Consider the following 26,599-nt stretch of genomic DNA (forward strand, 5'->3'; position numbering starts at 1 on the left):
TCAGCGCAGGGCTTCGGCGGCGACCGTGCGGACGGCGGCGGTCAGGGCGTTCAGCACGTCCGACTCCAGCCGCCAGTGCTGCCAGTACAGCGGGACGTCGAGGTGTCGGCCCGGCACGAGGTCGACGCAACGACCGGCGGTCAGGTCGGCCTCGGCGAGCTGTTCCGGCACCAGACTCCAGCCCAACCCGAGCCGGGTCGCCTCGCTGAACGCCGGCACCGACGGTACGTAGTGCACCGGCGGGTCGAGCGGCCGACCGACCACCGCTCGGATGAACCGGTGCTGCACCCGGTCCTTCCGGTCGAAGACCAACAGCGGGGTGCTCGCCAGCGCGGCTGCGGTGAATCCTCCGGCGAAGTGGGACGCCGCGAATTCCGGGTTGGCCACCGCGCGGTAGCGCATGGCCCCGAGCCGCAGCACCCGGCAGCCCTGCACGGCGTCCCGCTGGGCGGTGACCGCCGCCGTCACCGAACCGTCGCGGAGCAGCTCGGCGGTGTGGTCCTGATCGTCCTGCCGCAGGTCGAACGAGAGCCCGGCCCGCTGCGGCAACCGGGCCAGCGCGGCGGGAAACCAGGTGGCCAGCGAGTCCGCGTTGACCACCACGGCGACGCGGATCCGACCACCGCCGGCCAGCGGGCCGCGGGCATCGGCCAGCGCCTCCCGTTCGAGCAGCGCGAGCTGGCCGGCCAGGCGCAGCAGCGGACGGCCGGCGTCGGTTGCCACGCACGGACGGGCGCGGCGGACCAGCACCTGGCCGACTGTCTCCTCCAGCGCCTTGATCCGTTGGCTCACCGCTGACGGCGTGACGTGCAGCAGCCGGGCCGCCGCGTCGAAGCTGCCCTCCGCCACCACCGCCGCGAGCGTCCGTAGCTGCGCCGAGTCGAGACCATCCATTAGCTGAGCTTAAGTTGCGTCAGAATCTTTAGTTGGACTGGTGGCCGTCGACGGTCCTAGCGTCGACTCCGTGCTCACCTCCGCCGTCGCCGGCTTCTCGATCTCCATCGCGCTCATCGTCGCCATCGGCGCCCAGAACGCCTTCGTGCTGAGACAGGGCCTGCGCCGCGAGCACGTCGTACCCGTGGTGCTGACCTGCGCCGCTTCGGACGCGCTGCTGATCATGGCGGGAGTGGCCGGGGTCGGTTCGCTGGTGACCGGCCGACCGGGCCTGCTGACGGCGATCCGCTGGGGCGGCGCGGCCTTCCTGCTCTGCTACGCGGGGCTCGCCGCCCGCCGCGCCCTGCGTCCCGGCACCCTGCTGCCCACCGAACGGCCGCCGGCCACGTTGGCAGCGACGCTGCTCGCCTGCGCCGCCTTCACCTACCTGAACCCGCACGTCTACCTGGACACCGTGCTGCTCCTGGGCAGCGTGGCCCAACAACACCCGCACCGGTGGGTCTTCGGTGCCGGCGCCACCCTGGCCAGTGTGGTCTGGTTCACCGCGCTCGGCGTCGGCGCGCAGCGCCTCGCACCGCTGCTCGCCCGCGCCGTCGCCTGGCGGGTGCTGGACGCGGTCATCGCGGTCGTCATGGCCGGGCTCGCCGTGGCGCTCCTGCTGGGCTGACCGGTTCGTACCCGGCCGGCCTCGCCGTGGCATCTTCCGCGCTGCTGCCCGGCTCCTGCGGCGAGCACCGACGACGCCACCGGACCAGGACCAACGACGATGCGAGTGTTTTCCACTACCACCGGCGGTGGAACTCGCCATGAGCGGGAATGATTGCCCGGTGCGGTTCCTTCACGGCGCGGCTCCCGCGCACGACCTGACCTATACCGACGTCTTCATGGCGCCGGCCCGCTCCGACCTTGGCTCCCGACTCGACGTCGACCTCTCCACCGGCGACGGCACCGGCACCACCATTCCGCTGGTGGTGTCGAACATGACAGCGGTCGCCGGACGGCGGATGGCGGAAACGGTCGCCCGCCGAGGTGCCATCACGGTGATTCCGCAGGACATTCCGATCGAGGTGGTGGCGAATGTCGTCGCCTGGGTCAAGCAGCGCCACCTGGTCTACGACACGCCCATCACGCTGGGCCCGACCGAGACCGTGGGCGATGCCATCCACCTGCTGCCCAAGCGCTCGCACGGTGCGGTGATAGTGGTCGACGACGCCGGCCGGCCGATGGGTGTGGTCACCGAGGCGGACACCACCGGCGTGGACCGCTTCGCGCAGTTGCGCCACGTGATGTCCACCGAGCTGCACACCGTCCCGGCGGACGCGGATCCTCGTACCGGTTTCGATCTGCTCTCGGCCGGCCGTCGCCGACTCGCCCCGGTGGTGGACGCCGAGGGTCGGCTGGTCGGGGTGCTGACCCGACAGGGCGCGTTGCGCGCCACCCTCTACACGCCGGCCGTGGACGACCGGGGTCGGCTTCGGATCGCGGCCGCCGTCGGGATCAACGGGGACGTGACCGGCAAGGCCTCGGCGCTGCTGGAGGCGGGGGTGGACACGTTGGTGGTGGACACCGCGCACGGCCACCAGGCACGGATGATCTCCGCACTTCAGGCGGTCCGGAAGCTGGACCCGGGGGTGCCGGTGGCGGCCGGCAACGTGGTCACCGCCGAGGGCGTACGCGACCTGGTGGAGGCGGGGGCGGACATCATCAAGGTCGGCGTCGGCCCGGGGGCGATGTGCACCACCCGGATGATGACCGGCGTGGGTCGACCGCAGTTCTCCGCGGTGCTCGACTGCGCGGCCGCCGCCCGCCAACTGGGCCGGCACGTGTGGGCCGACGGCGGGGTGCGACACCCCCGGGACGTGGCGCTCGCGCTCGCCGCCGGCGCGTCGAACGTGATGATCGGCTCCTGGTTCGCCGGCACCTACGAGTCCCCCGGTGACCTGTACACCGACGCGGACGGCCGGCGGTACAAGGAGAGCTTCGGAATGGCCTCGGCTCGGGCGGTCAGCGCCCGAACCGCCGACGACAGCCCGTACGACAGGGCCCGCAAGGCGGTGTTCGAGGAGGGCATCTCCTCGGCCCGGATGCACCTGGACCCGGCCCGCCCCGGTGTCGAGGACCTGATCGACGAGATCATCGCGGGGGTACGCAGCGCCTTCACCTACGCCGGCGCACGGGACCTGACCCAGTTCCACGAGCGGGCCATCGTCGGCGTGCAGAGCGCCGCCGGCTTCACCGAAGGAATGCCCCTCCCCACCAGCTGGTAACCCCCCACCCCCCACCCCGCCCACCCATGTTGATCATGAAGTTATTGCCTCCCGCAGCGGCGTGTCGTGGCAATAACTTCATGATCAACCGGTGAGGGGGTGGGGTGGGAGTGGGGGGTTAGGGCGCCAGTCGGCGTAGGACTGTGCGGGCTGCGTCGCGAGGGTTGTCGCCCACCCGGTCGGGTAGTACGCCGGCCAGCCAGAGGGTGGCGAAGCCGTGCGCGATCGACCAGGCCGCGAGCGCGTCCCGGCCGGGATCGACGGGCGCACTGCCGGTGGGTAGCGCCGCCACCCCGGCGCGAAGTACGGCACCGGCCCGGCCCCGGGCGGCGATCAGCTCGGCGTCGTCGGCCCGGTAGAACTCCGGCCGGAACATCACCTCGAAGTACGCGCGGCGCGTGACGGCGAAGTCGACGTAGGCGACGCCAGCCTCCAGCGGATCGCCATCCGCCGCGGTCAACGCCTGGGCCAGCAGATCGAAGCCCTGCGCGGCGAGCGCGGTGAGCAGGCCCGCCTTGTCGCCGAAATGGTGTGCGGGCGCGGCGTGCGAGACACCGGCCCGACGGGCCAGATCGCGCAGGCTCAACGCGGCGGGCCCCACCTCATCGATGGCCTCCAACGCTGCGGCGAGCAGGGCGCGGCGCAGGTCGCCGTGGTGGTAGGTGCGCGAGTCGGTCACCCCCCGATCCTAATCTTGCCATTGACAAGATGTCACTCCATCGTGCAATCTTGCCACTGACAAGTTCACCAGGAGGAGGATTCCGATGGCACCCCTGATCGCCCTGATCGCCGGCACCGCACTGGCCCGACTCGCCGGCCTGGCCGGCATCACCGCACTCGACGGCTGGATCGCCGCGCTGCGCGTCGGGCTGGCCGTGATGTTCGCGCTGACCGCCGTCGCGCACTTCGCAGGACGGCGCCGCGCCGGATTGATCGCGATGGTCCCGCCCCGACTGCCCCGGCCGGATCTGCTGGTCACCGTCACCGGCGTGCTGGAGCTGATCGGCGCGGTCGGCCTGCTGCTCCCGGCGACCGCCAGGGTGGCGGCGGCCGGACTCGGCCTGCTCATGCTCGCCATGTTTCCGGCCAACGTCTCGGCCGCCCGTCGGCAGCTGACCCTCGCCGGCCGACCGGTCACCCCGCTCGGGCAGCGCACCGCAATGCAGGTCGTGTTCGTGGCCGCCGCCACGGCAATTTCGTTTGGTGCCTGACTATCAGGGGGCTAATCTACTTTTCGTGGAACTCGTGACCCTCCAGGACGTGCCGCTCGGCCGACTGTTGGTGGTGGCCGGGCACCTGGTCGGGCAGCGGTGGAACCGCTACCTCGCCGAGGAGCACGGCCTCACCCAGGCCGGCATGATCACCCTGATGACGCTCGCCCGGCACGGCGAGCTACCCCACCGGAAGGTCGCCGAGAAGGGGTTCGTCCGCCCGGCGACCCTGACCGGCATCGTCGACACGCTCGAACGCGACGGTCTGGTCGAGCGGCAGCGCGACGACAGCGACCGACGCAGCATCCGACTCGCCATCACACCCGCCGGGCGGGAACGGGTGGCCGCGCTCGGCGCGCTCATGCACTCCGGACGGCCCCTCACCTCGGTCGACGCCGACCCGGCGAAGGCCCAGGTGATCCGGGAGTTCCTGCTTGAGGTCATCGGCAGCGGAGACGACCCGCGGATGACCGGACGCCCTACCGAAACGAAGGACCCGGCGTGCTGATCCGACTCCTGCGCGGCCAACTGCGCACCTATCAGAGACCGTTGCTGGCTGTCGTGCTGCTCCAGTTCGTGGGCACCATGGCCTCGCTCTACCTGCCCAGCCTCAACGCGGACATCATCGACCAGGGTGTGGCCCGCGGCGACACCGACTACATCGTGCGTACCGGCGGTTGGATGCTGCTGGTCAGCCTGATCCAGATCGTCTGCTCGATCGCCGCCGTCTACCTGGGCGCCCGGGTCGCGATGGGCTTCGGTCGCGACGTACGCGCCGAACTGTTCGGGCACGTCAACCGCTTCTCCGCCCGCGAGGTGGCCCGGTTCGGGGCACCGTCGCTGATCACCCGCAACACCAACGACGTGCAGCAGGTGCAGATGCTCGTGCTGATGAGCTGCACGATGCTCGTCGCCGCACCGATCATGAGCGTCGGCGGCGTGTTCATGGCGTTGCGTGAGGACGTCGGGCTCTCCTGGCTGATGCTCGTCAGCGTGCCGGTGCTGGCCATCGCCCTCGGCGCGATCATCCGTCGGATGGTGCCGGGCTTCCGGCTGATGCAGACCCGCATCGACACCGTCAACCGGGTGCTACGGGAGCAGATCACCGGCATCCGGGTGGTCCGCGCGTTCGTCCGGGAGCCGTACGAGACGGACCGCTTCGCCGTCGCCAACGCCGACCTGACAGCGACCGCGCTGCGTACCGGTCGATTGCTGGCGTTGATCTTCCCGGTGGTCATGCTGGTGCTGAACGTCTCCAGCGTGGCGGTGCTCTGGTTCGGCGCGCAGCGGGTGGACGCCGGCGCGATCCAGGTCGGCGCGCTCACCGCGTTCCTGCAGTACCTGATGCAGATCCTGATGGCGGTCATGATGGCCACCTTCATGCTGATGATGGTGCCGAGGGCGGCGGTCTGCGCCGAGCGGATCGTCGAGGTGCTGGACACCGACTCGTCGGTGGTCCCGGCCGCCGCGCCGGTCACCGAGCTGCCCACCCGAGCCGAGCTGGAGCTGCGCGGGGTGCGCTTCCAGTACCCGGGCGCTGTGGAGCCGGTGCTGCGCGACATCTCCTTCCGGGCGACACCGGGCACCACCACGGCGATCATCGGCAGCACCGGCGCGGGCAAGACGACGCTGCTGTCGCTGATCCCCCGCCTGGTCGACGTCAGCGACGGCGCGGTGCTGGTCGACGGGGTGGACGTGCGGGAGTTGGCGCCGGACGAGCTGTGGCGACGCATCGGCCTGGTGCCGCAGCGGCCGTATCTGTTCACCGGAACGGTCGCCAGCAACCTGCGCTACGGCAACCCGGACGCCACCGACGAGGAGCTGTGGACGGCGCTGGAGATCGCCCAGGCCCGGGACTTCGTGGCCCAGATGCCCGGCGGGCTGGACGCCCCGATCGCGCAGGGCGGCACCACGGTCTCCGGTGGGCAGCGGCAGCGCCTGGCCATCGCCCGGGCCCTGGTCCGGCAACCGGAGATCTACCTCTTCGACGACTCGTTCTCCGCGCTCGACCTGGGCACCGACGCGCGGCTGCGAGCGGCCCTGCGGCCGGTCACCGCACAGGCGGCTGTGGTCATCGTGGCCCAGCGGGTCTCCACGATCATCGACGCCGATCAGATCATCGTCCTGGAAAACGGAGGGGTCGTCGGAGTGGGACGACATGCGGAGTTGTTGGACACCTGCCCGACGTACGCCGAGATCGTGGCCTCGCAGCAGACCACGGAGGTGGCGGCATGAGCGAGCGTGACGAGCCGCGCACCGCGGCCGTACCCAGTCAGAAGCCGGCCGGCGACGGACGGACGCCGGACGAGACCACGCAGCAACCAGGCGGGGAAACCGCGCCGGAGACCGGCACTGGCGCGCCGACGCCGAAGCGGCTGCCCGGCGGTCAGCGCGGCGGCCCGGGATGGATGAGCGCCGGAATGCCCGCCGAGAAGTCGATGAACTTCGGGCCGTCGGCCCGGCGGTTGCTCGGCCGGCTGCGCTCGCACCGACTGCACCTGGCCGCGATCATCACGTTGGCCCTGGTGAGTGTCGGGTTCAGCGTTGCCGGGCCGAAGATCCTCGGCCACGCCACCGACCTGATCTTCACTGGGGTGATCGGTCGGCAACTGCCGGCAGGCACCACCGCCGAGCAGGCCGTCGCGGCGGCCCGGGCCAGCGGCAACAACAGCTTCGCCGACATGCTGGCCCGGATGGACGTGGTGCCCGGGGTGGGCATCGACTTCAGCGCCCTGAGTCGGGTGCTGCTGCTGGCGCTCGGGCTCTACCTGGCGGCGAGCCTGCTGTCCTGGTGGCAGGGTTGGCTGCTCAACGGGGTGGTCCAGCGCACAGTGCTGCGGCTGCGCGCCGAGGTGGAGGAGAAGCTCAACCGGCTGCCGCTGCCCTACTTCGACAGGCAGCCGCGCGGTGAGCTGCTCAGCCGGGTCACCAACGACATCGACAACATCTCCACCAGCCTCCAGCAGACCCTCAGCCAGCTGCTCACCTCGCTGCTGACAGTCGTCGGCGTGCTGGCCGTGATGTTCTGGATCTCGCCGGTGCTGGCCCTGGTGGCCCTGGTCGCGGTGCCGTTGTCTGTGCTGGTCACCCAGCGCATCGCCAAGCGCTCGCAGAAGCAGTTCATCGCCCAGTGGACGCACACCGGCGAGTTGAACGGCCAGATCGAGGAGGCGTACACCGGTCATGAGCTGGTGAAGGTCTTCGGCCGGCAGCGTGAGGTCGAGGCCGCGTTCCACGCGAAGAACGAGGAGTTGTTCCGGGCCAGCTTCGGAGCGCAGTTCATCTCCGGGATCATCATGCCGTCGATGATGTTCATCGGAAACCTGAGCTACGTGGCGATCGCCGTGGTCGGCGGGCTGCGGGTCGCCTCCGGCACGATGAGCCTCGGTGACGTGCAGGCCTTCATCCAGTACTCCCGCCAGTTCACCCAGCCGCTCACCCAACTCGCCTCGATGGCCAACCTGCTCCAGTCTGGGGTGGCGTCGGCCGAGCGGGTCTTCGCGGTGCTCGACGCGGACGAGCAGACCCCCGACCCGGTCGCGCCGGCCCGGGTCACCGACCCGCACGGTCGGGTCGAGTTCGAGCACGTCTCGTTCCGCTACGAGCCGGACAAGCCGCTGATCGACGACCTGTCGCTGGTCGCCGAGCCCGGACACACGGTGGCCATCGTCGGCCCGACCGGTGCCGGCAAGACCACCCTGGTCAACCTGGTGATGCGGTTCTACGAGCTGGACGCGGGCCGGATCACGCTCGACGGGGTGGACATCACCACGATGCGCCGCGACGACCTGCGCGGCCGGATCGGCATGGTGCTCCAGGACACCTGGCTGTTCGGCGGCACCATCCGCGACAACATCGCCTACGGGCGACCGGACGCGACTGAGGAGGAGATCCTCGCCGCCGCCCGGGCCACCTTCGTGGACCGGTTCGTGCGCAGCCTGCCCGACGGCTACGACACAGTCATCGACGAGGAGGGCAGCAACGTCAGCGCCGGCGAGAAGCAGCTCATCACCATCGCACGGGCGTTCCTCGCCGAGCCGTCACTGCTGATCCTCGACGAGGCCACCAGCTCGGTGGACACCCGCACCGAGGTGCTGCTGCAACGGGCGATGGCCGCGCTGCGCTCGGACCGGACCAGCTTCGTGATCGCGCACCGGCTCTCCACCATCCGCGACGCCGACCTGATCCTGATGATGGAGGACGGTCGGATCGTCGAGCAGGGCACCCACGAGCAGTTGCTCGCCGCCCAGGGCGCGTACCACAGGCTCTACCGCTCGCAGTTCACCGGCGCGGTCGTCGACGACGAGCCGGCCGCCGAACCGGCGGCGGTCTAGAACATGTGGCAGCGCCCCGGGACGGCCGGCGACTCAGCAGTGCGGCAGCAGGTCGGTCGCGCGGGCGGCGACCTGACCGCCGATCAGGGCGAGAGCCTCGTCGGCGGGCATCGGCGCCAGGGCGCGGCCGCCGCGCAGGCGCAGCGCGAGGTGCCCGTCGGCCACCTCCCGGGCACCCAACACCCCGAGGTACGGGACGCGGCGGCTGGCCGCGTCCCGTACCCGGGCGCCCAGCGAGCCGGCGGCGTCGACAGCGACCCGCAGGCCGGCGTCGCCCGCCCGTCGGGCCAGGTCGGCCGCCGCGTCGACCTGACCGTCGTCGACCGGCAGCAACACCAACTGGATGGGCGCGTACCAGGCCGGGAACGCCCCCTCGTGCACCTCGATGAGGTACGCGAACAGCCGCTCCATGCTGCCGACCAGGCTGCGGTGCACCATCACCGGCCGACGCCGGCTGCCGTCCGAGTCGGTGTACGACAGGTCGAACCGTTCCGGCTTGTCGAAGTCCAGCTGGATGGTGGAGATGGTCGACTCCCGGCCTGCGGCGTCGACGATCTGAACGTCGATCTTCGGACCGTAGAAGGCGGCCTCCCCCGGCGCCTCGACGTACTCCACCCCGGCCAGCGCCTCCCGGAGCAACTCCTCGGCGCGGGCCCACTGCGCGTCGTCGCCGACGTACTTCTCGCCCGGCCCGCGCAGCGACAGCCGGAACCCGGCCGGCCGGACACCGAGCGCGGCGTGCGCGGCACGGATCAGCCCGAGGATCTCGACGACCTCCGCGCCGACCTGCTCGGGGGCGCAGAAGGTGTGCGCGTCGTTGAGCGAGATGGCCCGGACCCGGGACAGCCCGCCGAGCACACCGGAGCGCTCCGAGCGGTACATTCCGCCCAGCTCCGCGATCCGCAACGGCAGCTCCCGGTAGGAACGGCCCCGCGCGCGGAAGACCAACGCGTGGTGTGGGCAGAGCGCCGGCCGGAGCACGAACTCGTCGTCGGCGCTCAGCCGCATCGGCGGGAACATGTCGTCGGCGAAGTAACCGAGATGGCCGGAGAGTTCGAAGAGTTCCCGCTTGCCCAGTGGCGGCGAGTAGACGTGCTGGTGGCCGGAGCGGCGCTCCAACTCCCTGACGTACTCCTCGACGGCGTGCCGGGCGGCGGCGCCGGCCGGCAGCCAGATCGGCAGGCCGGCACCGGCCAGCGGGTCGGAGACGAAGAGGTCCAGCTCGCGGCCGAGCCTACGGTGGTCGATCATGTCGGGCTCCTGGATCGGGTACGACCCGGAGGCGACCTGAGCTCCGAACGGCGCGCTGCCCTCGGGGGCGGATCGCCCCGGGGCCTGGTCGACTGTGGTTACGTCAGAGCGGCGCGCCGGGGACACCCGGCGTCGTGGTCATCACTACCGCGCTGCGCATATGGCGACAGTACCCGCGCGACGTTCGGGGATGCACCCGGATTTGCGGCGGAGGGGTGGGCCGCCGGCGCGGGACCCGCCGGCGGCCCTGGCGGCCGAATCGTCAGGAACGGGGGACCCGACGGGCATGGCCGCGCCGACAACGGTACGCCGACGAACGCCGTTCTGCCGCCCGCCCCGAACGGGTGGAACAGCCTCCGGGCCCGTCACCCGGCAGCGATCGACCTCGTTGTAGCTGGGTGGCCCAGTCGTGTCGATGGTCACGACGGGCCGGGGCCGTCCACCGTGACGCCGGACACGACGTCAGGCTCAAGACACCCAATCGGCCGCATCCGGCGAGGTGGCAGGCGTGCCCGAACTTCTGACTGACGTCGCGTCGCCGACGTGGGCGTACCTGGTGCTGCTCGCGCTGCTGGTGGCGGACGCCTTCGTGCCGGTGATCCCCACCCAGATCGTCATGATCACCAGTGGTGCGCTCACCGTCTACGGCGGGCTCAGCCTGCCGGTCACCATCGCCGTCGGCGCGCTCGGCGTATTCGTCGGCGACCTGGCCTGTTACCTGCTCGGGCGCAGCGCACCGGATCGGCGGCAGCCCCGGCACGCCGAGCTGAGCCGCGCCCGCCGGGTCGCCAGCCGGGTCACCCAGGGTCTGCGACAACCCGGGCCGCTGGTCATCCTGCTCTGCCGGTTCGTGCCCGGCGGCCGGATGGCGGCCTGTTTCTCGGCCGGGCGCAGCCGCTACCCGTACCGCCTGTTCGTGCTCTACGAGGCCGTCGCCGCGCTGGGCTGGGCCACCTACGGCGCGCTGGTCGGGCACCTGGGCGGCACCGCACTGACCGAGTCGGCCTGGCGGCTGGCCATCATCGCCACCGCCGCGGCGGCCGGCTTCGCCGCGGCGGGATGGGCGATGACAGTGGTCAGCGCCCGCCACGCCCGCGCCGCCGCTGCGGTGGCCGCGGTCGACGTCTCCATCGACTGAGTGCCGCGCCCCAGCCTCCGCGATCTTGCACTTACTGTCCCGACAATCGGGGCATGCCACGCATTCGGACGACCGAAAGTGCAAGATCGCGGCGGGTTGGCGGCAGTCCTCTAGGGGTGGTCCCGGGGAACTTTTTCGGTGGCTGTCCCGGATTCGGGTGGGGTGTCAGCGGCGACAGGCTGAGGCATGCCTGTTCCCCGGAGTACCGGCCTGCTGGCCCTGGGCGGAATCGCCCTGGCGGCGCTGCTCACCGTGATCGGCCACCTCGAAGTCAACGACGACCTCAACCCGTGGGCGTTGACGATCAGCGACTTCGCGGTCTCCGACCGCGGCGGCGTCATCGACATCGCCATGGTGGTGCTCGCGCTCGCCACAGTGGCGTTGCTGTACGGACTGCGCCGCGCCAGCCCACCCCGACCCCGCTCCGGGCGAACTGCCGAACTGCTGCTCGGCGCGTGGGTGGGTGGGCTGCTGCTGGCCGCCGTGGTGCCGACGAACGAGCCGGGCACCGCCATGACCACCGCCGCCTACCTGCACCGGTACGCGTCGGTGATCGCCTTCCTGGCGTTGCCCGCTGCCGGTTGGCTGCTCGCCCGCCGACCCGACCTGACGCCCGCCGCCCGGACGCTACGCGCCCTGGTCCTGCTGAGCCTGGCCCTGGCGGCGGCGATGATCTGGTCCGCCTACCCCGGCGACCGGATGCTCATCGGCCTGGCCGAGCGCCTGCTGATCCTCACCGAGGTCGCGGTCCTGGCCACTGTAGCGACGACCCTGACCCGACCCGCACGGGTCGATCATGGAGTTGTGGTGCCTCACAAAAGGGGTGTGGCTGCGTGAAACGGCCACCACAAGTCCATGATCGACGAAGAGGGTCGGGTCACTCCAACTCGTGCAGCATGAGCTGGCGGGCCGCCTCGGTGATGGAGCCGGAAAGGCTCGGGTAGATCGTGATGGTCTGGGCCAGCTCGTTGACCGTGAGGTTGTTCTCCACCGCCATGGTGATGGGCAGGATCAGCTCACTGGCCTTCGGAGCGACAACCACACCGCCGATCACCTGACCGCTGGCGGGACGGCAGAACAGCTTCACGAAACCGTCGGAGAGGTCATCCATCTTGGCCCGGGCGTTGCCGGACAGCGGCAGCATCACCTGCCGGGCCGGCACCTTGCCCGCGTCCACCTCGTCCTGCGAGACACCCACAGTGGCCAGCTCCGGGTCGGTGAAGACGTTCGCCGCGACGGTACGCAGCCGCAGCGGGCGGACCGCCTCACCGAGCGCGTGCCACATGGCGATCCGGCCCTGCATCGCGGCGACGCTGGCCAGCAACAGCACTCCCGTGCAGTCGCCGGCGGCGTAGATGCCTGGCACGTTGGTCCGGGAAGCCCTGTCGACAGTCAGGTAACCGCCCCGGCCCAGCTCCACCCCGTACTCGGTCAGACCCAGGTTCGCGGTGTTCGGGATCGACCCGACGGTGATCAGCGCGTGTGAGCCGGTCACCTTGCGGCCGTCGGACAGCTCGACCTCTACACCGTCGGCGGTACGCCGGACCGCGTCGGCCCGGGAGTTGTTGAGGATCTCCATGCCGCGGTTGCGGAACACCCGCTCGATGGCGGAGGCGGCGTCGGCGTCCTCGTGCGGCATCACCCGGTCCCGGCTGGAGACCAGGGTCACCTCGACCCCCATCGCCAGGTACGCGCTGGCGAACTCCGCGCCGGTCACGCCGGACCCGACCACGATCAGGTGCTCGGGCAGCTCCGGCAGGTCGTACACCTGTCGCCACGTCAGGATCCGCTCACCGTCCGGTACGGCGGTGGGCAGTTGGCGGGGCGTCGAGCCGGTGGCCACCAGCACTGTTGACGCGTCGATCGAGTACTCCTCGCCGCCGTCGGCGGGGGTGACGACCACCCGGTGGGTGTGCCCGAGGGAGTCCTCGCCGAGCCGGGCGGTGCCGGCCACGAAGGTGACCCCCGCCTTCAGCAGCTTGGCGTGGATGTCCGCGGACTGCGCCAGGGCCAGCCGCTTGACCCGCCCGTGCACCGCCCGCGCGTCGACGGTGACCGCCTCCAGGCCGTCCGAGTGCACCCCGAACTCCTCGGTGTCGCGGTAGCCGGTGACCACCCCCGAACTGGCGATGAAGGTCTTCGACGGTACGCAGTCCGACAGCACGCAGGCACCGCCGGCACCGTCGGCCTCCACCACTGTGACATCGGCGTCCAGCTGGGCGGCGACCAGTGCCGCCTCGTACCCGGCCGGCCCCCCGCCGATGATCACGATCCGGCTCACAGCGTTAGCCCTTCGTCCATGCTCACAGTGACTTTCTTCTCCCGAGCGCATTCGACACGCACTGTCGTATTCTCCCCCACCCGTCGGCCGGGCTATCGTCATCGCCGTGCGTCATCACGCCGCCTACGGCTCAAATCTCGACCCTGCCCGGATGCGTGCCTACTGTCCGCATTCGCCGATGGTGGGCACCGGCTGGCTGGAGGGCTGGCGGCTGACCTTCGCCGGGGCCGACGTGATCGGCTGGGAGGGCGCGGTGAGCACCCTCGTCGAGTCTCCCGGTGACCGGGTCTTCGTGGCGCTCTACGACATCCACCCCTACGACGCGGGCCAACTCGACGAGATCGAGGGGGTGACCGCCGGCACGTACCGCAAGCTGCACGTGCGGGTCTCCACCCTCGACGGCGACGTGACCGCGTGGATCTACGTCTTCAACGGGTACGAGGGTGGCCTGCCGACCTCGTGGTACCTGTCGGAGATCGCGAACGCCGCCGAGAAGGCGGGCGCCCCGGACGACTACGTCACCGAGTTGCGGGCCCGCCCCACCGGCACCGCCTCGGCGTAGCAGCGCGTATCGCACGCCTCCAGTCTGCTCCCGCTGTCGACCGCAGCGCCGTCCGGGCCGGACCGGGGTCGTCAATCACACACCGGCCGCCGGAACGGAAAGCTCGTACATGTCGGTCCAGTGGGTTTCCCGCAGGCCCACCGACCGGTAGAGCGACAGCGGGGCGGTCGGGTTGGTGAGGTCGACACCCAGGCCGACCGACCGCCGCCCCTTCTCGGCGTAGCGGGCGAAGGCGCGGCGCAGCAACGCCGCACCCACTCCCCTACGCCGGTACGCGGACAGCACCGACAGACTCTTCACCCAGCCCGACTGCTGGTCGAGTGCCTGGTCCGAGGACTGCAACGCGCCGACCGGCACCCCGTCCACCTCGGCGACGAACCATTCGTCCCAGGCGGTCAGGTCGCCGATCCGGGCCCGCCACCGCTCGTACGACAGCGGCTCGTGGTCCGGGGTGTCGCCGAAGGCGGCCTCGTAGATCCGGTGGAACTGCACCAGGTCGGTCTCGTCGTCCGGGCGGACCTGTCGCACCGTCACGGCCGGTGGCCCGGCCGGCTCGTCGGGCAGGTCGATCAACGGCCGGCTCATCCGGACGTACCGCTTGACCAGGGCGAACCCCAGCCCGCGCAGAGCGTGTTCCCAGTCGCGTTCCGGGGCGAAGACCGCGCAGCGGACGGTGAGTGACGGCAGACCCCGCTCGGCAGCGCGCTCGGCGACCCGGTCCAGTTGGCGGAGCAGCAACGGCACGCGGACGGCGGCGGCCCGTACCGGGTCGACGTAGACCTCCACGAACTCCCTGCCCACCCCGGTCGGGTTGTCCAGCGTCGCCCAGCCGACAACTGTGTCGTCCGGGTCGATGGCCAGCCAGGAGTCCCGGGTCGGGTCGAAGTGGGGGCCGGTCAGCGACGCAGCGACGTCCTCGGCGTCGAAATCGGGATGGCCGATGGCGAAGGTGTCGGCGGCGTGCACCACCGCGAGGATCGCCGGCACGTCGTCGAGGGTGGGTCGGCGCGTCGTCCAACCAGCGGGAAGGGTCACGGCAGGACATCCTGGCAGCCGCTCGGCTCCGACGCCGCCCATTTTCCGGCCGCCGGCAGGCTCAGCCGAGGTCGGCCCGGGTGCGGTGCAGCAACTCCACCAACTCCGCGCCGTCGGCGGGCCCGAGGACAGTGAACGCCGGCGCGGCCAGCCGGTTGGTCACCGCCTCCGCCCAGAGCCGGCGGCGCACCAACGGCCCGATCGGCGGGTACGGCGGCGGCCAGCCACAGGCCACCGCCCCGGCCTCGCCCTCCGGACCGGCCAGCACCGCCTCCAGCGGGGTCATCCCGGCGGCGCGTACCGCCAGCAGGTAGGCGCCGGTGAAGTGTTCCCGGAGCAGCCGCAGCCCGGCGGCGCTGCGAGCCCCGGGCGAGAGATCCGGGAGCGGCATGGCCCGCCACGCGGCGAAGAGCGGCATCCCACTGGCCTCCGCCGCCACAACGGCCCGCTCGACGAGCGCCGAGAGGCGCTCGGTGCCGGGCAGGGGGCCGAGCTGCTGCTCCCCCCACCGGCAGCACTCGGCGAGGCTCGCGGCGGCCACCTCGAACGGCGCGACGACCCGGGCGGCGGCGTCCCAACCGTCGGCGACCGCGTCCGGGGCGATGAACCCGAGGGCGGCGGCGGCCGTCTCGGCCCGCACACCACCGAGCGCGCCGGCCCGGCCGCTGATGTAGAAGGCCCAGCCGGAGATGCCGAGCAGTCGGGCCCGGCGCAACGTGGTCGGATCCCGACTGAAGGCGTCGCCGAGGTCGAGCACGACGGGCTTACTGGCGGCCGCGACCTGCTCCGGAGTCACCGCGCCGCCCCGCTCGGGCAACCCGACCCGGCGACCACGACCACGCCCCGACCCGGGGCCACTCGCCGTGTACCGCCCGCACACTCGTCGTCGTCCATCGATGTCAGTCTGCCGCGCCGCCGCCCTCGTCCGCATTCCCCTCTTCGGCCGCCAGTGCCTCGACCGCCGCCTCGACCTCACCGGCGCGTCGCCGGGCCACAGTGACCGCCCGCTCGGCGGCACGCCGGGCGAGCTTGGCCCGGCTGAGGTCCTGCTCGGCGACCGCGCGCCGCCGTTCCAGCTCGGCCAGCTCGGCCTCAAGACGATCGAGTACGGCCACACCGTCGCGTTCCTGCCCGGTCGCCTCGGTCAGCTCGGTCTCGGCCCGCTCCTGCTCGGCCTGGGCCTTCGCCAACTCCCGGTCCAGGGCACGGCGCTGCCGGGCCCGCTCGGCTCGGGCCGCCCGCTGTGCTGCCTGCTCGGCACGCTCGGCAGCCCGGTCCGTGCGGGGTGCCGCCTCGGGACGGCCCCGTTGGGGGCCGGGTCGGCGGGCCGGGCGCTCCTCCTCGCGCTCCTCGTCATCGTCGGTGACCAGCCGCAGTTGGGGCCGGGGCACCTCACCGAAGCCGGCGTAGCTGGCCGCCCGCAGCAGCCGGCCGGCCCGCACCTGCTCGGCGACCTCGACGTCGGAGAACGCCGCGTTCAGCGTCGCCTCCACCTCGGCCAGGGGCAGCCGGCTCGCCGGTGGCGCGTCCGGCTCGGCTGCGGCGAGCTTGCGAACCTCGGCGACGAGCGCGCCGACCGCCGCCCGGCGCTGCGCGGACAGCTCCCGCAGGCGGGGCCCCCGCAACTCCCGCTGGGCGACTCGCAGGGCGTCGGCGAGCTGCACCAGATCGGCTACCAGTTCCGGGCGTCGGATGGCGAGGAGGTTCACCAACCAGGCGGCCACCGTCGGGCGACGCAGCCGGGCCAGTTGCCTTGCGGTGGTCGGGTCGCCGGCCCGGCGGGCCTCGGCCACGGCGGCGTCCCGGGCGGCCACGAACCGGTCCGGTGGGGTGCGGTAGAGCTGCTGCACCAGCTCCGCGGAGAGGCCGGGCATCGGGTCAGACGTCCACCCGGCTACCGGGCTCCAGTCGCTGGTATTCGGTGCCGGACAGCGCTGTGTACTGCCGGTCGAGCACGCCCAGCCCGTTGTCGTTGAGCGACGCGTCGTGCACTGCGTACGCGCGCCGCGGTGCTACCGCGCGGATGAAGTCGACCACCTCGGAGAACTTCGACCAGGGGGCGTGGATCGGCGCGAAGAGCGTGTCGACCGGTGTCTCGTCGGGCACCACGAGCGAGTCTCCCGGGTGGTAGACCACGTCGTTGATCAGGTAACCGAGGTTGTCGATCACCGGGATGTCGGGGTGGATCACGGCGTGCCGCCCCCCGTACGCGCGCACCGCGACCCCGGCTGCGGTGAACGACTCACCGACGCTGACCGGGCGCAGCACGTCGGCCGCGTCACCGAGGGTCCCGCCGAGTGAGGCGGGGCCGTAGATCGGGAACGGCTGTCGGTCGAGTTGGAGGCGCACCGCTGCCAGATCGAGGTGGTCGGGGTGTTCGTGGGTGATCAGCACCGCGTCCGCACCGTCCAGCGCCGCCGAGGCGTCGCCGAACACCCCGGGGTCGACGACGAGCACTCCCCCGTCGTGTTCCACCCGAAGGCAGGAGTGGGCGTACTTGGTGAGCCGCATCGTGACTCCTCGATTATCGAATCGTGACGTCCTCAGCGCAGTCTGCCGGAACCAGCCGGTGTGCGCGTCGCGTCCGAGCTATCGCCACACCGGTTGACGACGATGGGAGCGGGGATGGACGGACAGGTGGGACGACGCCGCAGTGCGCTGCTGGCGGCTACGACACTGGCGGCGGCCCTGGCGCTGACAGGGTGCGGTGCCGGTGACGGGGCGCAGGACAGCGCCGGCTCGGCGGCCGAGGCGCCGCCGGCCAACGGCGGCGAGGCGGGCCGGGACGCCGCAGCTGGCGCGCCGGAGGGGGCCGGCGCCGGCGCACCGGACCTACGGGTCGACCAGCGGGCGATCATCTACACCGGAAGGATGCGGGTGCAGGTGGACGATGTGGACTCTGCCGCCCGCGAGGCCACCGCCGTAGCCATCCAGGCCGGCGGCTTCGTCGGCGGCGACCAGCGGCGCAGTGCCGACGCCGACGCGGTGGCGGAGTTGGAGTTGCGGGTGCCGGCGGCGAAGTTCACCGGCGTGGTGGAGGAGATCGCGAAGCTCGGTCAGCAGCAGAGCAGGCAGATCGACACTCAGGACGTCACCGAGGAAAGCGTCGACCTGGAGGCCCGGATCACCAGTCAGCGGGCCCGGGTGGAGAGCGCCCGCCGGTTGCTGTCCCGGGCCACCTCGATCACCGACCTGGTGTCGCTGGAGAACGAGCTGGGTCGCCGGGAGGCCGACCTGGCCTCGCTGGAGGCCAAGAAGCGACGCCTGGCCGACCTGACCGCCCTCTCCACGATCACCGTGTCGCTGGCGGGGCCGGCGGCGAAGGACACCGAGGAAGAGGCCGAGACCGGTTTCCTGGTCGGGCTCAGGGGCGGCTGGAAGGCGTTCGTCGTCTCGATGACCGTCCTGCTCACAGTGCTGGGCGCGTTGCTGCCCTGGCTGGTGGCGATCGGCGTACCGCTGGTGGCGCTGCTGGTCGTGCTGCGCCGACGGCGCAAGTCCCCGGCTCCGGTCGCGCCGGTCAGCGCGCCGCCGCCAGTGCCCGCAACGCGGTCTGCACCATGACGCGGACGCCGACCGCGATGGACCGCTCGTCCACGTCGAAGCTCGCCCGGTGCAGGTCGACGTTGGGGCCGGAGCGACCCACGCCGAGCCGGGCGAGGGCGCCGGGGACGTACTCCAGGTACCAGGAGAAGTCCTCGCCGCCCATGCTCTGCGGTGTCTCGGCGATCCCGTCCGGGCCGAGGGCTGCGGCGGTGGCGGCGGTCAGCACCTGGATGGCGTGGGCGTCGTTGCACACCGGCGGCCGGCCGCGCAGGTATTCCAGGTCGACGGTGGCGCCGGTCGGCGCGATCACGTCCCGCACCACCTGAGCGACGATCTTGGGCGCCTGCTCCCAGGTGTCGCGGTCCATCACCCGGAGGGTGCCGGAGGCGCTCGCCTCGGACGGGATGACGTTGTAGCGGGTGCCGGCCGAGGCGTGGCCGAAGACCAGCAGCAGGCCGCTGTTGGCCGGCACCCGGCGACTGACCAGGGCCGGCACCTCGGTGATCAGCCGACCGAGGGCGTCGACCATGTCGACGGTCAGGTGCGGGCGGGCGGTGTGCCCGCCCGGGCCGGAGAGTCGGACGGTCACGTTGTCGGCGGCCGCGGTGATCGGGCCGACCCGCAGGCCGACCTGACCCACCGGCAGGTTCGGGTCGCAGTGCAGCGCGAAGATCTGCACCACGTCGTCCAGGCCGCCGGCCTCGATGACCTCCAGCGAACCGCAGGGCAGGATCTCCTCGGCCGGCTGGAAGATGAGCCGGACCCGACCGTCCAGCTCACCGAGGTCGGCGAGCTGGGCCAGCAGCATGCCGACGCCGAGCAGGACCGAGGTGTGCACGTCGTGCCCGCAGGCGTGGCAGACGCCCTCCACCGTCGACCGGTACGGCACGTCCTTGGGATCGTCCAACGGCAGGGCGTCGATGTCGGCGCGCAGCGCAACGACCGGGCCGTCCGGTCTGCCGTTGACGTCGCAGATCACGCCGTTGCCCTTGGGCAGCAGACGCGGGGTCAGCCCGGCCAGCGACAGCTCCCGGGCGATCAGCGCGGCCGTCTCGAACTCGTTGCCGGAAAGCTCCGGGTGCGAGTGGATGTGACGGCGCGTAGCGATCAGCCCCGGTACCCGGAGCGCGAGAAGGTGATCCAGCTCGCGGGGCAGGGGCTGGGATCCCGGTGCCGTCTCCGGCCAGGACGACGCCAGCTGGCCGCTTGTGGGCAGCGTCAACGCACTCGTCACGTCGAATTCTCGATCACTAGGAATGGATGGATCATCGGGGACAGCAGACAGCCTAGACCTCCGACGGTGACGCTGCGCAACCTCGTTACGGTAATGATCGGACCGCGCAGAGTCACGTATGCCCTGCTGGGGGCGCTCGTCCAGGTGAGGGACAGCAGGTAGATCACGGTCAAACGCCGTCATCAGCCCCTCACCTCCTACAACGCGTAACCGATCGCGGCGGTCACGAATCCCGGCGCCAGTCGGAGACCCGTTGCCAAATTGTCGCATTAGTCGGGGTGATGAACTGACACTCCGACAATTAGCCGACCACACACCGCAACGAGCCGGATAAGGACGCTCACACGCACCCATCCACCGTGGGCGCACACTGTGTGCGTCCCGGCTCAACCGACCGGATACCCGCTGAGAGCGTCGGACACACCGCGCCCCGAGGCCGCAGTGGCGGCCGGACGCTCAGAATCGGTCGGTGGGCCGGTACAACCCCCACACCTCACGCAACGTCCCGCAGACCTCACCCACCGTCGCCCGGGCCCGCAGCGCCTCCTTCATCGGGTACAACACGTTCTCCGTGCCCTCGGCGGCGGCTCGAAGATCGGCGAGCGCCCGAGTGACAGCGTCGGCGTCCCGCTCGGAGCGCAACCGGGCCAACCGGTCGGCCTGGGCCGCCTCGATCGTCGGGTCGACCCGCAGCGGCTCGTACGGCTCCTCCTCGTCCACGGTGAACCGGTTGAGCCCGACCACCACCCGTTCCCCCGAGTCGATCTCCTGGGCGATCCGGTACGCGGACTGCTCGATCTCCCGCTTCTGGAACCCGGCCTCGATCGCGTCCACCGCCGAGCCGTGGTCGGCCACCCGCTCCATCAACTCGACGGCGGCGGCCTCGATCTCGGCGGTCATCGCCTCCACCACGTACGACCCGGCGAACGGGTCGACGGTGGCGGTCAGGTCCGTCTCGTAGGCCAGCACCTGCTGCGTACGCAGCGCGAGGCGGGCCGCCTTCTCGGTGGGCAGCGCGATCGCCTCGTCGAAGCTGTTGGTGTGCAGCGACTGGGTGCCACCGAGCACGGCACCCAGACCCTGCACCGCCACCCGAACCAGGTTCACCTCCGGCTGCTGGGCGGTGAGCTGCACGCCAGCGGTCTGGGTGTGGAACCGCAGCATCATCGACTTCGGATCCTTGGCGCCGAAGTCGTCCCGCATCAGCCGGGCCCAGATCCGCCGGGCGGCGCGGAACTTCGCCACCTCCTCCAGCAGCGTGGTGCGGGCCACGAAGAAGAACGACAGCCGGGGCGCGAAGTCGTCGACGGCGAGCCCGGCGGCCAGCGCCGCCCGTACGTACTCCACCCCGTTGGCCAGCGTGAACGCGATCTCCTGCGCTGGCGTCGCGCCGGCCTCCGCCATGTGGTAGCCGGAGATGGAGATGGTGTTCCACTTCGGCACCTCGCTGCGGCAGTACGCGAACGTGTCGGCCACCAGGCGCAGCGACGGCTTCGGCGGGAAGATGTACGTCCCCCGGGCGATGTACTCCTTGAGGATGTCGTTCTGGATGGTGCCGTTGAGCGCCGTGCCCGGCACCCCGTTCTCCTCGGCGACGAGTTGGTAGAGCAGCAGCAGCACCGAACCGGGCGCGTTGATGGTCATCGAGGTGGACACCTTGTCCAGTGGGATGTCGGCGAAGAGCAGCCGCATGTCCTCGATGGAGTCGATCGCGACACCGACCTTGCCGACCTCGCCGTGCGCGATCGGCTCGTCGGAGTCGTAGCCCATCTGGGTCGGCAGGTCGAACGCGACCGAGAGGCCCATCGTGCCGGCCCGCAACAACTGGTGGTACCGCGCGTTGGACTCGGTGGCGGTGCCGAAGCCGGCGTACTGGCGCATGGTCCACGGGCGGGAGGTGTACATGGTGGGGTAGACACCCCGGGTGTACGGAAACTCGCCCGGGCTGCCGAGCCGGGAGTCCAGTTCCTCCGGAAGGTCGGCCTCCGTGTAGACGCCGTTGATCGGGAAACCGGACTCACTTGACCGCCGTTGGTTCATCCCCGGATGGTAGGACGCCTGGCCACGTCGTCGGGTGAGGGATACCGCACAGTGCGTCCCGACCTGTCGACACCAGGTGAACGACAGGGCACGTTCTGTCGACTTCGATAAACGTCCGCCGCGTCGGCTTTCGCATCGGGCGTCGGAACCAGCAAGATAGGGGGGTTGTGTCCCAGCCCCCCTCGATTTCCCCCGGTGGCTTTTCTGTGACTCAGATCCCGACGTGGAGCGGCGGACCAGTTAGTCCCGCCAACGGACGAGCGGCGCCCGGCACCACCATCGGTGGCCGGTACTCGCTGCGGTCCTCGGTGGGCAACGGCGGCATGGGCACGGTGTGGCGCGCCACAGACACCCTGCTGCGCCGCGACGTGGCGGTGAAGGAGGTCGTCCTGCCCCCGGGGCTGGCCCCCAGCGACCGCGACGCGATGTACGAACGCACCCTGCGCGAGGCCCGGGCCGCCGCCGCCATCCAGCACCCCGCTGTGGTGCAGGTGTACGACGTGGTCACCGAGGCCGGCCGACCGTGGATCGTGATGGAGCTGCTGGACGCCCGCAGCCTCGCCGACATGGTGATCGAGGACGGGCCGGTCGCGCCCCGCGCCGTCGCCAAGATCGGCATCGCGCTGCTGGGTGCGTTGGAGGTAGCGCACGCGATCGGCGTGCTGCACCGCGACGTCAAACCCGCGAACGTGCTGATCTGCACCGACGGGCGCTGCGTGCTGACCGACTTCGGGGTCGCCCGGATGCCCACCGACGTGCAGCTCACCACCCCCGGCATGGTGCTCGGCTCGCCGCACTTCATCTCCCCCGAGCGGGCCATGGGCCAGGAGTTCGGCCCGCCCAGTGACCTCTTCTCGCTGGGTGTGACGCTCTACACCGCCGTCGAGGGGCGGCCCCCGTTCGACAAGGGCGACCCGATCGAGACCATGCACGCAGTGGTGGAGGACCCGCCCGCCCCACCGCAGCGCAGCGGCCCGCTGACCCGGGTGCTGATGGGTCTGCTCGAGAAGGACCCGGCGCGCCGCCTCGACGTGCACACCTCCCGGGCGATGCTGCGCGAGCTGCTCGCCGGCCCGCTGGGCAGCACGGCGACGGCTGTGCACTCGGTCACCGACCCGTACGCCGTGGTGCCGGTGCAGCAGCGCCCCATCCCCGTCCTCCCGCCGGCCCAGCCGGAGCCGAAGCCGGACAGCCAGATCGGCGGCCCGGCGATGCTGGCCCCGGGTGAGTCCCTGACCGACCGGCTGGCCTCGCTGCGCCGGGGCGAGCGCCCGCAGGCAGCTCGCGCGGCCGGCACCACCGGTGGGCTCGACGAGACCAGCGCCGACGCCCTGGCCGGTCCGCTGCACACGCCGACCGGCGCGATGCCGACTCCCGGCCGACCGGCGGCCGGGCGCACCTACGGTGGCAACGCGGACGCCACCCAGCGGGTGGACGCCGGCGGGCACCCCGACGCCACCCAGCGGGTCAGCTACGGCAGCCCTGCCGATGCCACCCAGCAGGTCGGGTACGGCGGCGCAGCACCGGAGGCCACCCAGCGCGTCGGCGGCACCTACGGCGGCGGCAACCAGTGGTCGGTGCCGGGCACCGGTCAGCCCTGGGCCACCACGCCCGCCGCTTCGGGCGGCAGCGCGCTGGACAAGGTCCGGGCCACCGGTGGTCAGCTCGTCACCACCGTCAAGGGCTGGCCGCGCAAGGCGCAGCTCGCCGCGGCCGGCGGGTTGGTCGTCGTGCTGCTGGTCACCGCCGTGGCGCTCTCCGGCGGCGACGACGCCCCGCCGAGCACCCCGGCAGCGCAACCCACCACGTCCGCCCCGGCGGCCCCCACCGTCGAGATGCAGGAGCACACGGCCCGCGGGATCCAAGTCATGGTGCCGAAGGGCTGGAAGAAGGCCACCGGCGGCTCGTACACCGACTACATCGACCCGGCGGACAGCGGCCGCAAGGTCCGCATCATCACCGAGAAGTGGACCAGCAGCTCCACCCGGTGGGCCGAGACGGCCGAGAACGGCCTCAAGACCCGGAGCACCTCCTGCGTCAAGCCGTACAACCAGATCGCCTCCACCGAGACCGAACTGGCCAGCAAGCCGGCAGCGGAATTCGAGTACACCTGCGGTGAGGGTGACGCGATGCGGCACGGCGTCTGGCGGGGCGTCGCCCAGGACGGCAAGGCGTACTCGTTCTACCTCACCGCCACCGACGCCAAGTTCGCGGAGAGCAAGCCGATCTTCGACGAGATGGCACGGACGTTCCAGCTCACCGGGAACGGCTGAGCCGGAGGGAACGCACAGGGGTGATCCGTCGCCGTGCTATCAAGGGGCATGGCGGCGGACACCACTGACATCGACGACATTCGTGAGCAAGCCCGGCGTTGGCTGGCCGACGACCCCGACCCGGCCAGCCGGGACGAGCTGGCGGCGGTGCTCGACGGGCTTCCGGCGAGCGCCCCGGAGCTCGCCGACCGGTTCGCCGGCCCGTTGACCTTCGGCACGGCGGGCCTACGCGGCCCGCTGCGAGCCGGCCCGAACGGCATGAACCTCGCCGTGGTCACCCAGGCCGCTGCCGGCCTGGTCACCTGGCTCGCGGCCCAAGGCGGCACCGGCCCGCTGGTGATCGGGTACGACGCCCGGCACGGCTCCCGGCAGTTCGCCGAGCGCACCGCCCAGGTGGCCACCGGCGCTGGCCGTCCGGCGCTGCTGCTGCCCCGCCCGCTGCCCACCCCGGTGCTGGCGTACGCCGTGCGGCACCTCGGCGGTGTCGCCGGCGTGATGGTCACGGCCAGCCACAACCCGCCGCAGGACAACGGCTACAAGGTCTACCTCGGCGCGGAGCTGGGCGGCGAGCTGGGATCCGGCGCGCAGATCGTGCCCCCCGCCGACGCCGGTATCGAGGCCGCCATCCGATCGGTCGGGCCGCTGGCCCAGGTGCCGTTGGGCGAGCCCGGTCAGGTGCTCGGCGACGACCTGGTCGCCTCGTACGTCGAACGGGCCACCGCGGTGATCGACCCGGACGGCCCACGGGACCTGACGGTGGCGTACACCCCGCTGCACGGGGTGGGCGCGGCGGTGCTCACCGCCGCCTTCGCCAGCGCGGGCTTTCCGACCCCGGGGGTGGTGCCCGACCAGGCCGAGCCGGACCCGGCGTTCCCCACCGTGTCGTTCCCCAACCCGGAGGAGCCGGGTGCCGTGGACCGGCTGATCGCCCTGGCCGACTCCACCGGCGCGGACATCGCCATCGCCAACGACCCGGACGCCGACCGGTGCGCTGTGGTCGTCCGGGAGGGCGCGCCAGCGAGCGCGAGGAGTGAGCTTGCGAGCCCCGCAGTCGGGAGCGAAGAACGGCCCGGCTGGCGGATGCTGCGGGGCGACGAGGTAGGCGTCCTGCTCGCCGACCACCTGATGCGCCGGGGGGTGACCGGGCTCTACGCCACCACGATCGTGTCTTCGTCACTGCTGCGGGCGATGTGCGCGGCCCGGGGCCTGCCCTACGACGAGACGCTGACCGGCTTCAAGTGGATCGTGCGGGCCGGCGGCGGAAGCGCGCCGCTGGTCTTCGGCTACGAGGAGGCACTCGGCTACTGCGTCGCCCCGGAGCACGTCCGGGACAAGGACGGGATCACCGCCGCGCTGACGGTGGCCGAGTTGGCCGCCGGCCTGAAGACGCAGGGTCGTACGCTGACCGACCGGTTGGACGAGCTGGCCGCCGAGTTCGGCGTGCACCACACCGACCAGCTGTCCGCCCGGGTGGACGACCTGCGGGTCATCGCCGACGCGATGACGCGGATCCGGGCGGCCACCCCGGCCACCCTGCTCGGGCAGCCGGTGGACAGCGTCCGGGACCTGCTGCCCGAGTCGGACGTGGTGATCCTGCGGACCGCTGTGGCCCGGGTGGTGATCCGCCCGTCCGGGACCGAGCCGAAGCTCAAGGCGTACCTCGAGGTGGTGGAACCGGTCGTGGACGGCGACGTGCGGACGGCCCGCAGCCGGGCGGCGCAGGCGGTCGCCGCCCTGCGCGGCGAGATCGCCGCAGCTCTGGGGCTCTGACCGGCGGGCCGGGTCAGCGGCGCGGGCCGAGAGCCTGGTCGACGGCCCTGGCCAGGGCGGCGACGACCAGGCCGACCGACGGACGGACCACCGAGTCGTCGGTGCTCACCTCGCCGGAGAACCCGGCGCCGGTGGCGATCTCCGTCAGCCGGCGGCGGGCGTCGGCGGCGGCCTCGCCGCTCACCCCGAGCGCGGACTCCATCCGGAGCACCACCACCAGGGTGGCCAGCGCGGCGGTCCGCTCGTCCGGGGCTGCCGCGCCGGTCAGCGCCTCGGCCAGCCGCTGCCGGGTCTCCGCCTCGACGGAGGTGTCCACGACCGGGTAACGGTGCACGTGGATGAAGCCCAGCTCGGTCTCGTCGACGTCCCGGACGACGCCCTGCCGACACAGGTCGGCGAGGATCCGGTCGCGCAGGCCGTGCCGCAGACGCTGCACCCAGGACGCCGGGGTGTGCGGGGTGTCGGCGGCGATCCGGCTGAGGACATCGTCGCTGAACGGCTCGCCGATCGGCGTCGGGTCGATCACCGCCAGGGACCCGTCGGCGTACGCGATCCGGCCGGCCAGAGCCAGCTCGACCAGCACCGCGGCGGCCATGCCCAGGTCCAGGCTGATTCGTGGCATGGTCGCCTTGCCGGTCGTGTCGTCGTAGGCGAGGAGCAGCAACTCCTCGGCGAGCGCAACACCAGTCATGGCCGGAGACGGTAGCGGGTCCGCGCACCGCGCGCACGGACCCGCCGGACCCGGCACCGACCGGGTATCAGC

23 protein-coding genes are annotated in these 26,599 nt (G+C 71.8%); 12 read left to right on the forward strand and 11 right to left on the reverse strand.

Features of this window, described 5'->3' with window-relative positions; all coding sequences use genetic code 11:
- A complete protein-coding gene (locus tag AB0K35_RS32505; RefSeq protein WP_238666736.1) occupies positions 1-894 on the reverse strand; it encodes a LysR family transcriptional regulator ArgP in 894 nt (297 codons plus the stop codon).
- Positions 895-964: 70 nt separating this feature from the next.
- Between AB0K35_RS32505 and AB0K35_RS32510 the strand changes: the two genes are divergently transcribed.
- Both AB0K35_RS32510 and AB0K35_RS32515 read left to right on the forward strand, forming a co-directional pair.
- Positions 965-1,561, forward strand: a complete 597-nt coding sequence (locus AB0K35_RS32510) for a LysE/ArgO family amino acid transporter (RefSeq protein WP_363890321.1) — start codon at positions 965-967, stop codon at positions 1,559-1,561.
- Between the two features lie 160 nt (positions 1,562-1,721).
- Complete coding sequence (locus tag AB0K35_RS32515; RefSeq protein ID WP_238666740.1) at positions 1,722-3,161, forward strand: GuaB1 family IMP dehydrogenase-related protein; 1,440 nt, start codon at positions 1,722-1,724, stop codon at positions 3,159-3,161.
- 118 nt (positions 3,162-3,279) lie between these two features.
- Here AB0K35_RS32515 and AB0K35_RS32520 read toward each other — a convergent pair whose 3' ends face one another.
- Positions 3,280-3,840 (reverse strand): TetR/AcrR family transcriptional regulator, encoded by a 561-nt coding sequence (locus AB0K35_RS32520; protein WP_238666741.1) that lies wholly within the window; start codon positions 3,838-3,840, stop codon positions 3,280-3,282.
- An 85-nt stretch (positions 3,841-3,925) separates the two neighbouring features.
- On the opposite strand from AB0K35_RS32520, the gene AB0K35_RS32525 reads away from it, so the two are divergent.
- The 4 genes from AB0K35_RS32525 (at position 3,926) to AB0K35_RS32540 (ending at position 8,706) form a co-directional block, all read left to right on the forward strand.
- Positions 3,926-4,372 carry a DoxX family membrane protein gene (locus tag AB0K35_RS32525; protein WP_238666742.1) on the forward strand — a complete coding sequence of 149 codons (447 nt, stop codon included), beginning with the start codon at positions 3,926-3,928 and terminating at the stop codon, positions 4,370-4,372.
- A 25-nt stretch (positions 4,373-4,397) separates the two neighbouring features.
- The gene (locus AB0K35_RS32530; RefSeq protein ID WP_124776542.1) at positions 4,398-4,880 is read left to right on the forward strand and encodes a MarR family transcriptional regulator; all 483 of its coding nucleotides are present in this window, start codon (positions 4,398-4,400) and stop codon (positions 4,878-4,880) included.
- Positions 4,874-6,607: an ABC transporter ATP-binding protein gene (locus AB0K35_RS32535; protein WP_357366351.1), complete on the forward strand. Its 1,734-nt coding sequence runs from the start codon at positions 4,874-4,876 to the stop codon at positions 6,605-6,607. Before AB0K35_RS32530 ends, AB0K35_RS32535 begins: the two co-directional genes overlap by 7 nt.
- A 185-nt stretch (positions 6,608-6,792) precedes the next feature.
- Positions 6,793-8,706, forward strand: a complete 1,914-nt coding sequence (locus AB0K35_RS32540) for an ABC transporter ATP-binding protein (protein WP_363890419.1) — start codon at positions 6,793-6,795, stop codon at positions 8,704-8,706.
- A 33-nt stretch (positions 8,707-8,739) separates the two neighbouring features.
- Here the strand turns inward: AB0K35_RS32540 and thrS are convergent, their stop codons facing one another.
- Positions 8,740-9,957, reverse strand: a complete 1,218-nt coding sequence (thrS, locus tag AB0K35_RS32545; RefSeq protein ID WP_363890326.1) for a threonine--tRNA ligase — start codon at positions 9,955-9,957, stop codon at positions 8,740-8,742.
- A gap of 508 nt (positions 9,958-10,465) precedes the next feature.
- Between thrS and AB0K35_RS32550 the strand changes: the two genes are divergently transcribed.
- Both AB0K35_RS32550 and AB0K35_RS32555 read left to right on the forward strand, forming a co-directional pair.
- Positions 10,466-11,095: a DedA family protein gene (locus AB0K35_RS32550; protein ID WP_238671114.1), complete on the forward strand. Its 630-nt coding sequence runs from the start codon at positions 10,466-10,468 to the stop codon at positions 11,093-11,095.
- 186 nt (positions 11,096-11,281) lie between these two features.
- Positions 11,282-11,932: a DUF998 domain-containing protein gene (locus tag AB0K35_RS32555; RefSeq protein ID WP_357366357.1), complete on the forward strand. Its 651-nt coding sequence runs from the start codon at positions 11,282-11,284 to the stop codon at positions 11,930-11,932.
- Positions 11,933-11,972: 40 nt separating this feature from the next.
- Here the strand turns inward: AB0K35_RS32555 and AB0K35_RS32560 are convergent, their stop codons facing one another.
- The gene (locus AB0K35_RS32560) at positions 11,973-13,376 is read right to left on the reverse strand and encodes an NAD(P)H-quinone dehydrogenase (protein ID WP_112588199.1); all 1,404 of its coding nucleotides are present in this window, start codon (positions 13,374-13,376) and stop codon (positions 11,973-11,975) included.
- Between the two features lie 106 nt (positions 13,377-13,482).
- Between AB0K35_RS32560 and AB0K35_RS32565 the strand changes: the two genes are divergently transcribed.
- Positions 13,483-13,938, forward strand: coding sequence for a gamma-glutamylcyclotransferase (locus tag AB0K35_RS32565; RefSeq protein WP_112588201.1), 456 nt, complete (start codon positions 13,483-13,485; stop codon positions 13,936-13,938).
- A gap of 75 nt (positions 13,939-14,013) precedes the next feature.
- Here AB0K35_RS32565 and AB0K35_RS32570 read toward each other — a convergent pair whose 3' ends face one another.
- The 4 genes from AB0K35_RS32570 to AB0K35_RS32585 form a co-directional block, all read right to left on the reverse strand.
- Complete coding sequence (locus tag AB0K35_RS32570; RefSeq protein WP_363890330.1) at positions 14,014-14,973, reverse strand: GNAT family N-acetyltransferase; 960 nt, start codon at positions 14,971-14,973, stop codon at positions 14,014-14,016.
- A 61-nt stretch (positions 14,974-15,034) separates the two neighbouring features.
- Positions 15,035-15,769, reverse strand: coding sequence for a hypothetical protein (locus tag AB0K35_RS32575; RefSeq protein WP_238671117.1), 735 nt, complete (start codon positions 15,767-15,769; stop codon positions 15,035-15,037).
- 103 nt (positions 15,770-15,872) lie between these two features.
- Positions 15,873-16,847, reverse strand: coding sequence for a hypothetical protein (locus tag AB0K35_RS32580; protein WP_363890332.1), 975 nt, complete (start codon positions 16,845-16,847; stop codon positions 15,873-15,875).
- Between the two features lie 4 nt (positions 16,848-16,851).
- A complete protein-coding gene (locus AB0K35_RS32585; RefSeq protein ID WP_238671119.1) occupies positions 16,852-17,484 on the reverse strand; it encodes an MBL fold metallo-hydrolase in 633 nt (210 codons plus the stop codon).
- 93 nt (positions 17,485-17,577) lie between these two features.
- On the opposite strand from AB0K35_RS32585, the gene AB0K35_RS32590 reads away from it, so the two are divergent.
- On the forward strand, positions 17,578-18,537 hold the full coding sequence (locus AB0K35_RS32590) for a DUF4349 domain-containing protein (protein ID WP_238671120.1): 960 nt from the start codon (positions 17,578-17,580) through the stop codon (positions 18,535-18,537).
- Here the strand turns inward: AB0K35_RS32590 and AB0K35_RS32595 are convergent.
- Together AB0K35_RS32595 and AB0K35_RS32600 are read right to left on the reverse strand one after the other, a co-directional pair.
- Positions 18,494-19,753, reverse strand: coding sequence for an amidohydrolase (locus AB0K35_RS32595; RefSeq protein WP_238671121.1), 1,260 nt, complete (start codon positions 19,751-19,753; stop codon positions 18,494-18,496). The genes AB0K35_RS32590 and AB0K35_RS32595 overlap by 44 nt on opposite strands.
- A gap of 456 nt (positions 19,754-20,209) precedes the next feature.
- On the reverse strand, positions 20,210-21,793 hold the full coding sequence (locus tag AB0K35_RS32600) for a methylmalonyl-CoA mutase family protein (protein ID WP_238671122.1): 1,584 nt from the start codon (positions 21,791-21,793) through the stop codon (positions 20,210-20,212).
- A gap of 206 nt (positions 21,794-21,999) precedes the next feature.
- Between AB0K35_RS32600 and AB0K35_RS32605 the strand changes: the two genes are divergently transcribed.
- A complete protein-coding gene (locus AB0K35_RS32605; protein WP_363890336.1) occupies positions 22,000-24,066 on the forward strand; it encodes a protein kinase in 2,067 nt (688 codons plus the stop codon).
- A gap of 48 nt (positions 24,067-24,114) precedes the next feature.
- A complete protein-coding gene (locus AB0K35_RS32610) occupies positions 24,115-25,836 on the forward strand; it encodes a phospho-sugar mutase (protein ID WP_363890338.1) in 1,722 nt (573 codons plus the stop codon).
- A 13-nt stretch (positions 25,837-25,849) separates the two neighbouring features.
- Here the strand turns inward: AB0K35_RS32610 and AB0K35_RS32615 are convergent, their stop codons facing one another.
- Complete coding sequence (locus AB0K35_RS32615; RefSeq protein ID WP_238671125.1) at positions 25,850-26,527, reverse strand: GPP34 family phosphoprotein; 678 nt, start codon at positions 26,525-26,527, stop codon at positions 25,850-25,852.
- Positions 26,528-26,599: the final 72 nt, after the last annotated feature.

The sequence above is a fragment of the Micromonospora sp. NPDC053740 genome, from assembly GCF_040677775.1.
GTDB classification, from domain to species: domain Bacteria; phylum Actinomycetota; class Actinomycetes; order Mycobacteriales; family Micromonosporaceae; genus Micromonospora; species Micromonospora alfalfae.

Excerpts from the sequence above, each read along its gene's own strand:
- AB0K35_RS32600 (WP_238671122.1), bottom strand. The coding sequence starts at position 21,793 with ATGAACCAACGGCGGTCAAGTGAGTCCGGTTTCCCGATCAACGGCGTC.
- AB0K35_RS32505 (WP_238666736.1), bottom strand. The coding sequence starts at position 894 with ATGGATGGTCTCGACTCGGCGCAGCTACGGACGCTCGCGGCGGTGGTG.
- AB0K35_RS32615 (WP_238671125.1), bottom strand. The coding sequence starts at position 26,527 with ATGACTGGTGTTGCGCTCGCCGAGGAGTTGCTGCTCCTCGCCTACGAC.
- thrS (WP_363890326.1), bottom strand. The coding sequence starts at position 9,957 with ATGATCGACCACCGTAGGCTCGGCCGCGAGCTGGACCTCTTCGTCTCC.
- AB0K35_RS32525 (WP_238666742.1), top strand. The coding sequence starts at position 3,926 with ATGGCACCCCTGATCGCCCTGATCGCCGGCACCGCACTGGCCCGACTC.
- AB0K35_RS32610 (WP_363890338.1), top strand. The coding sequence starts at position 24,115 with ATGGCGGCGGACACCACTGACATCGACGACATTCGTGAGCAAGCCCGG.
- AB0K35_RS32555 (WP_357366357.1), top strand. The coding sequence starts at position 11,282 with ATGCCTGTTCCCCGGAGTACCGGCCTGCTGGCCCTGGGCGGAATCGCC.
- AB0K35_RS32540 (WP_363890419.1), top strand. The coding sequence starts at position 6,793 with ATGCCCGCCGAGAAGTCGATGAACTTCGGGCCGTCGGCCCGGCGGTTG.
- AB0K35_RS32585 (WP_238671119.1), bottom strand. The coding sequence starts at position 17,484 with ATGCGGCTCACCAAGTACGCCCACTCCTGCCTTCGGGTGGAACACGAC.
- AB0K35_RS32580 (WP_363890332.1), bottom strand. The coding sequence starts at position 16,847 with ATGCCCGGCCTCTCCGCGGAGCTGGTGCAGCAGCTCTACCGCACCCCA.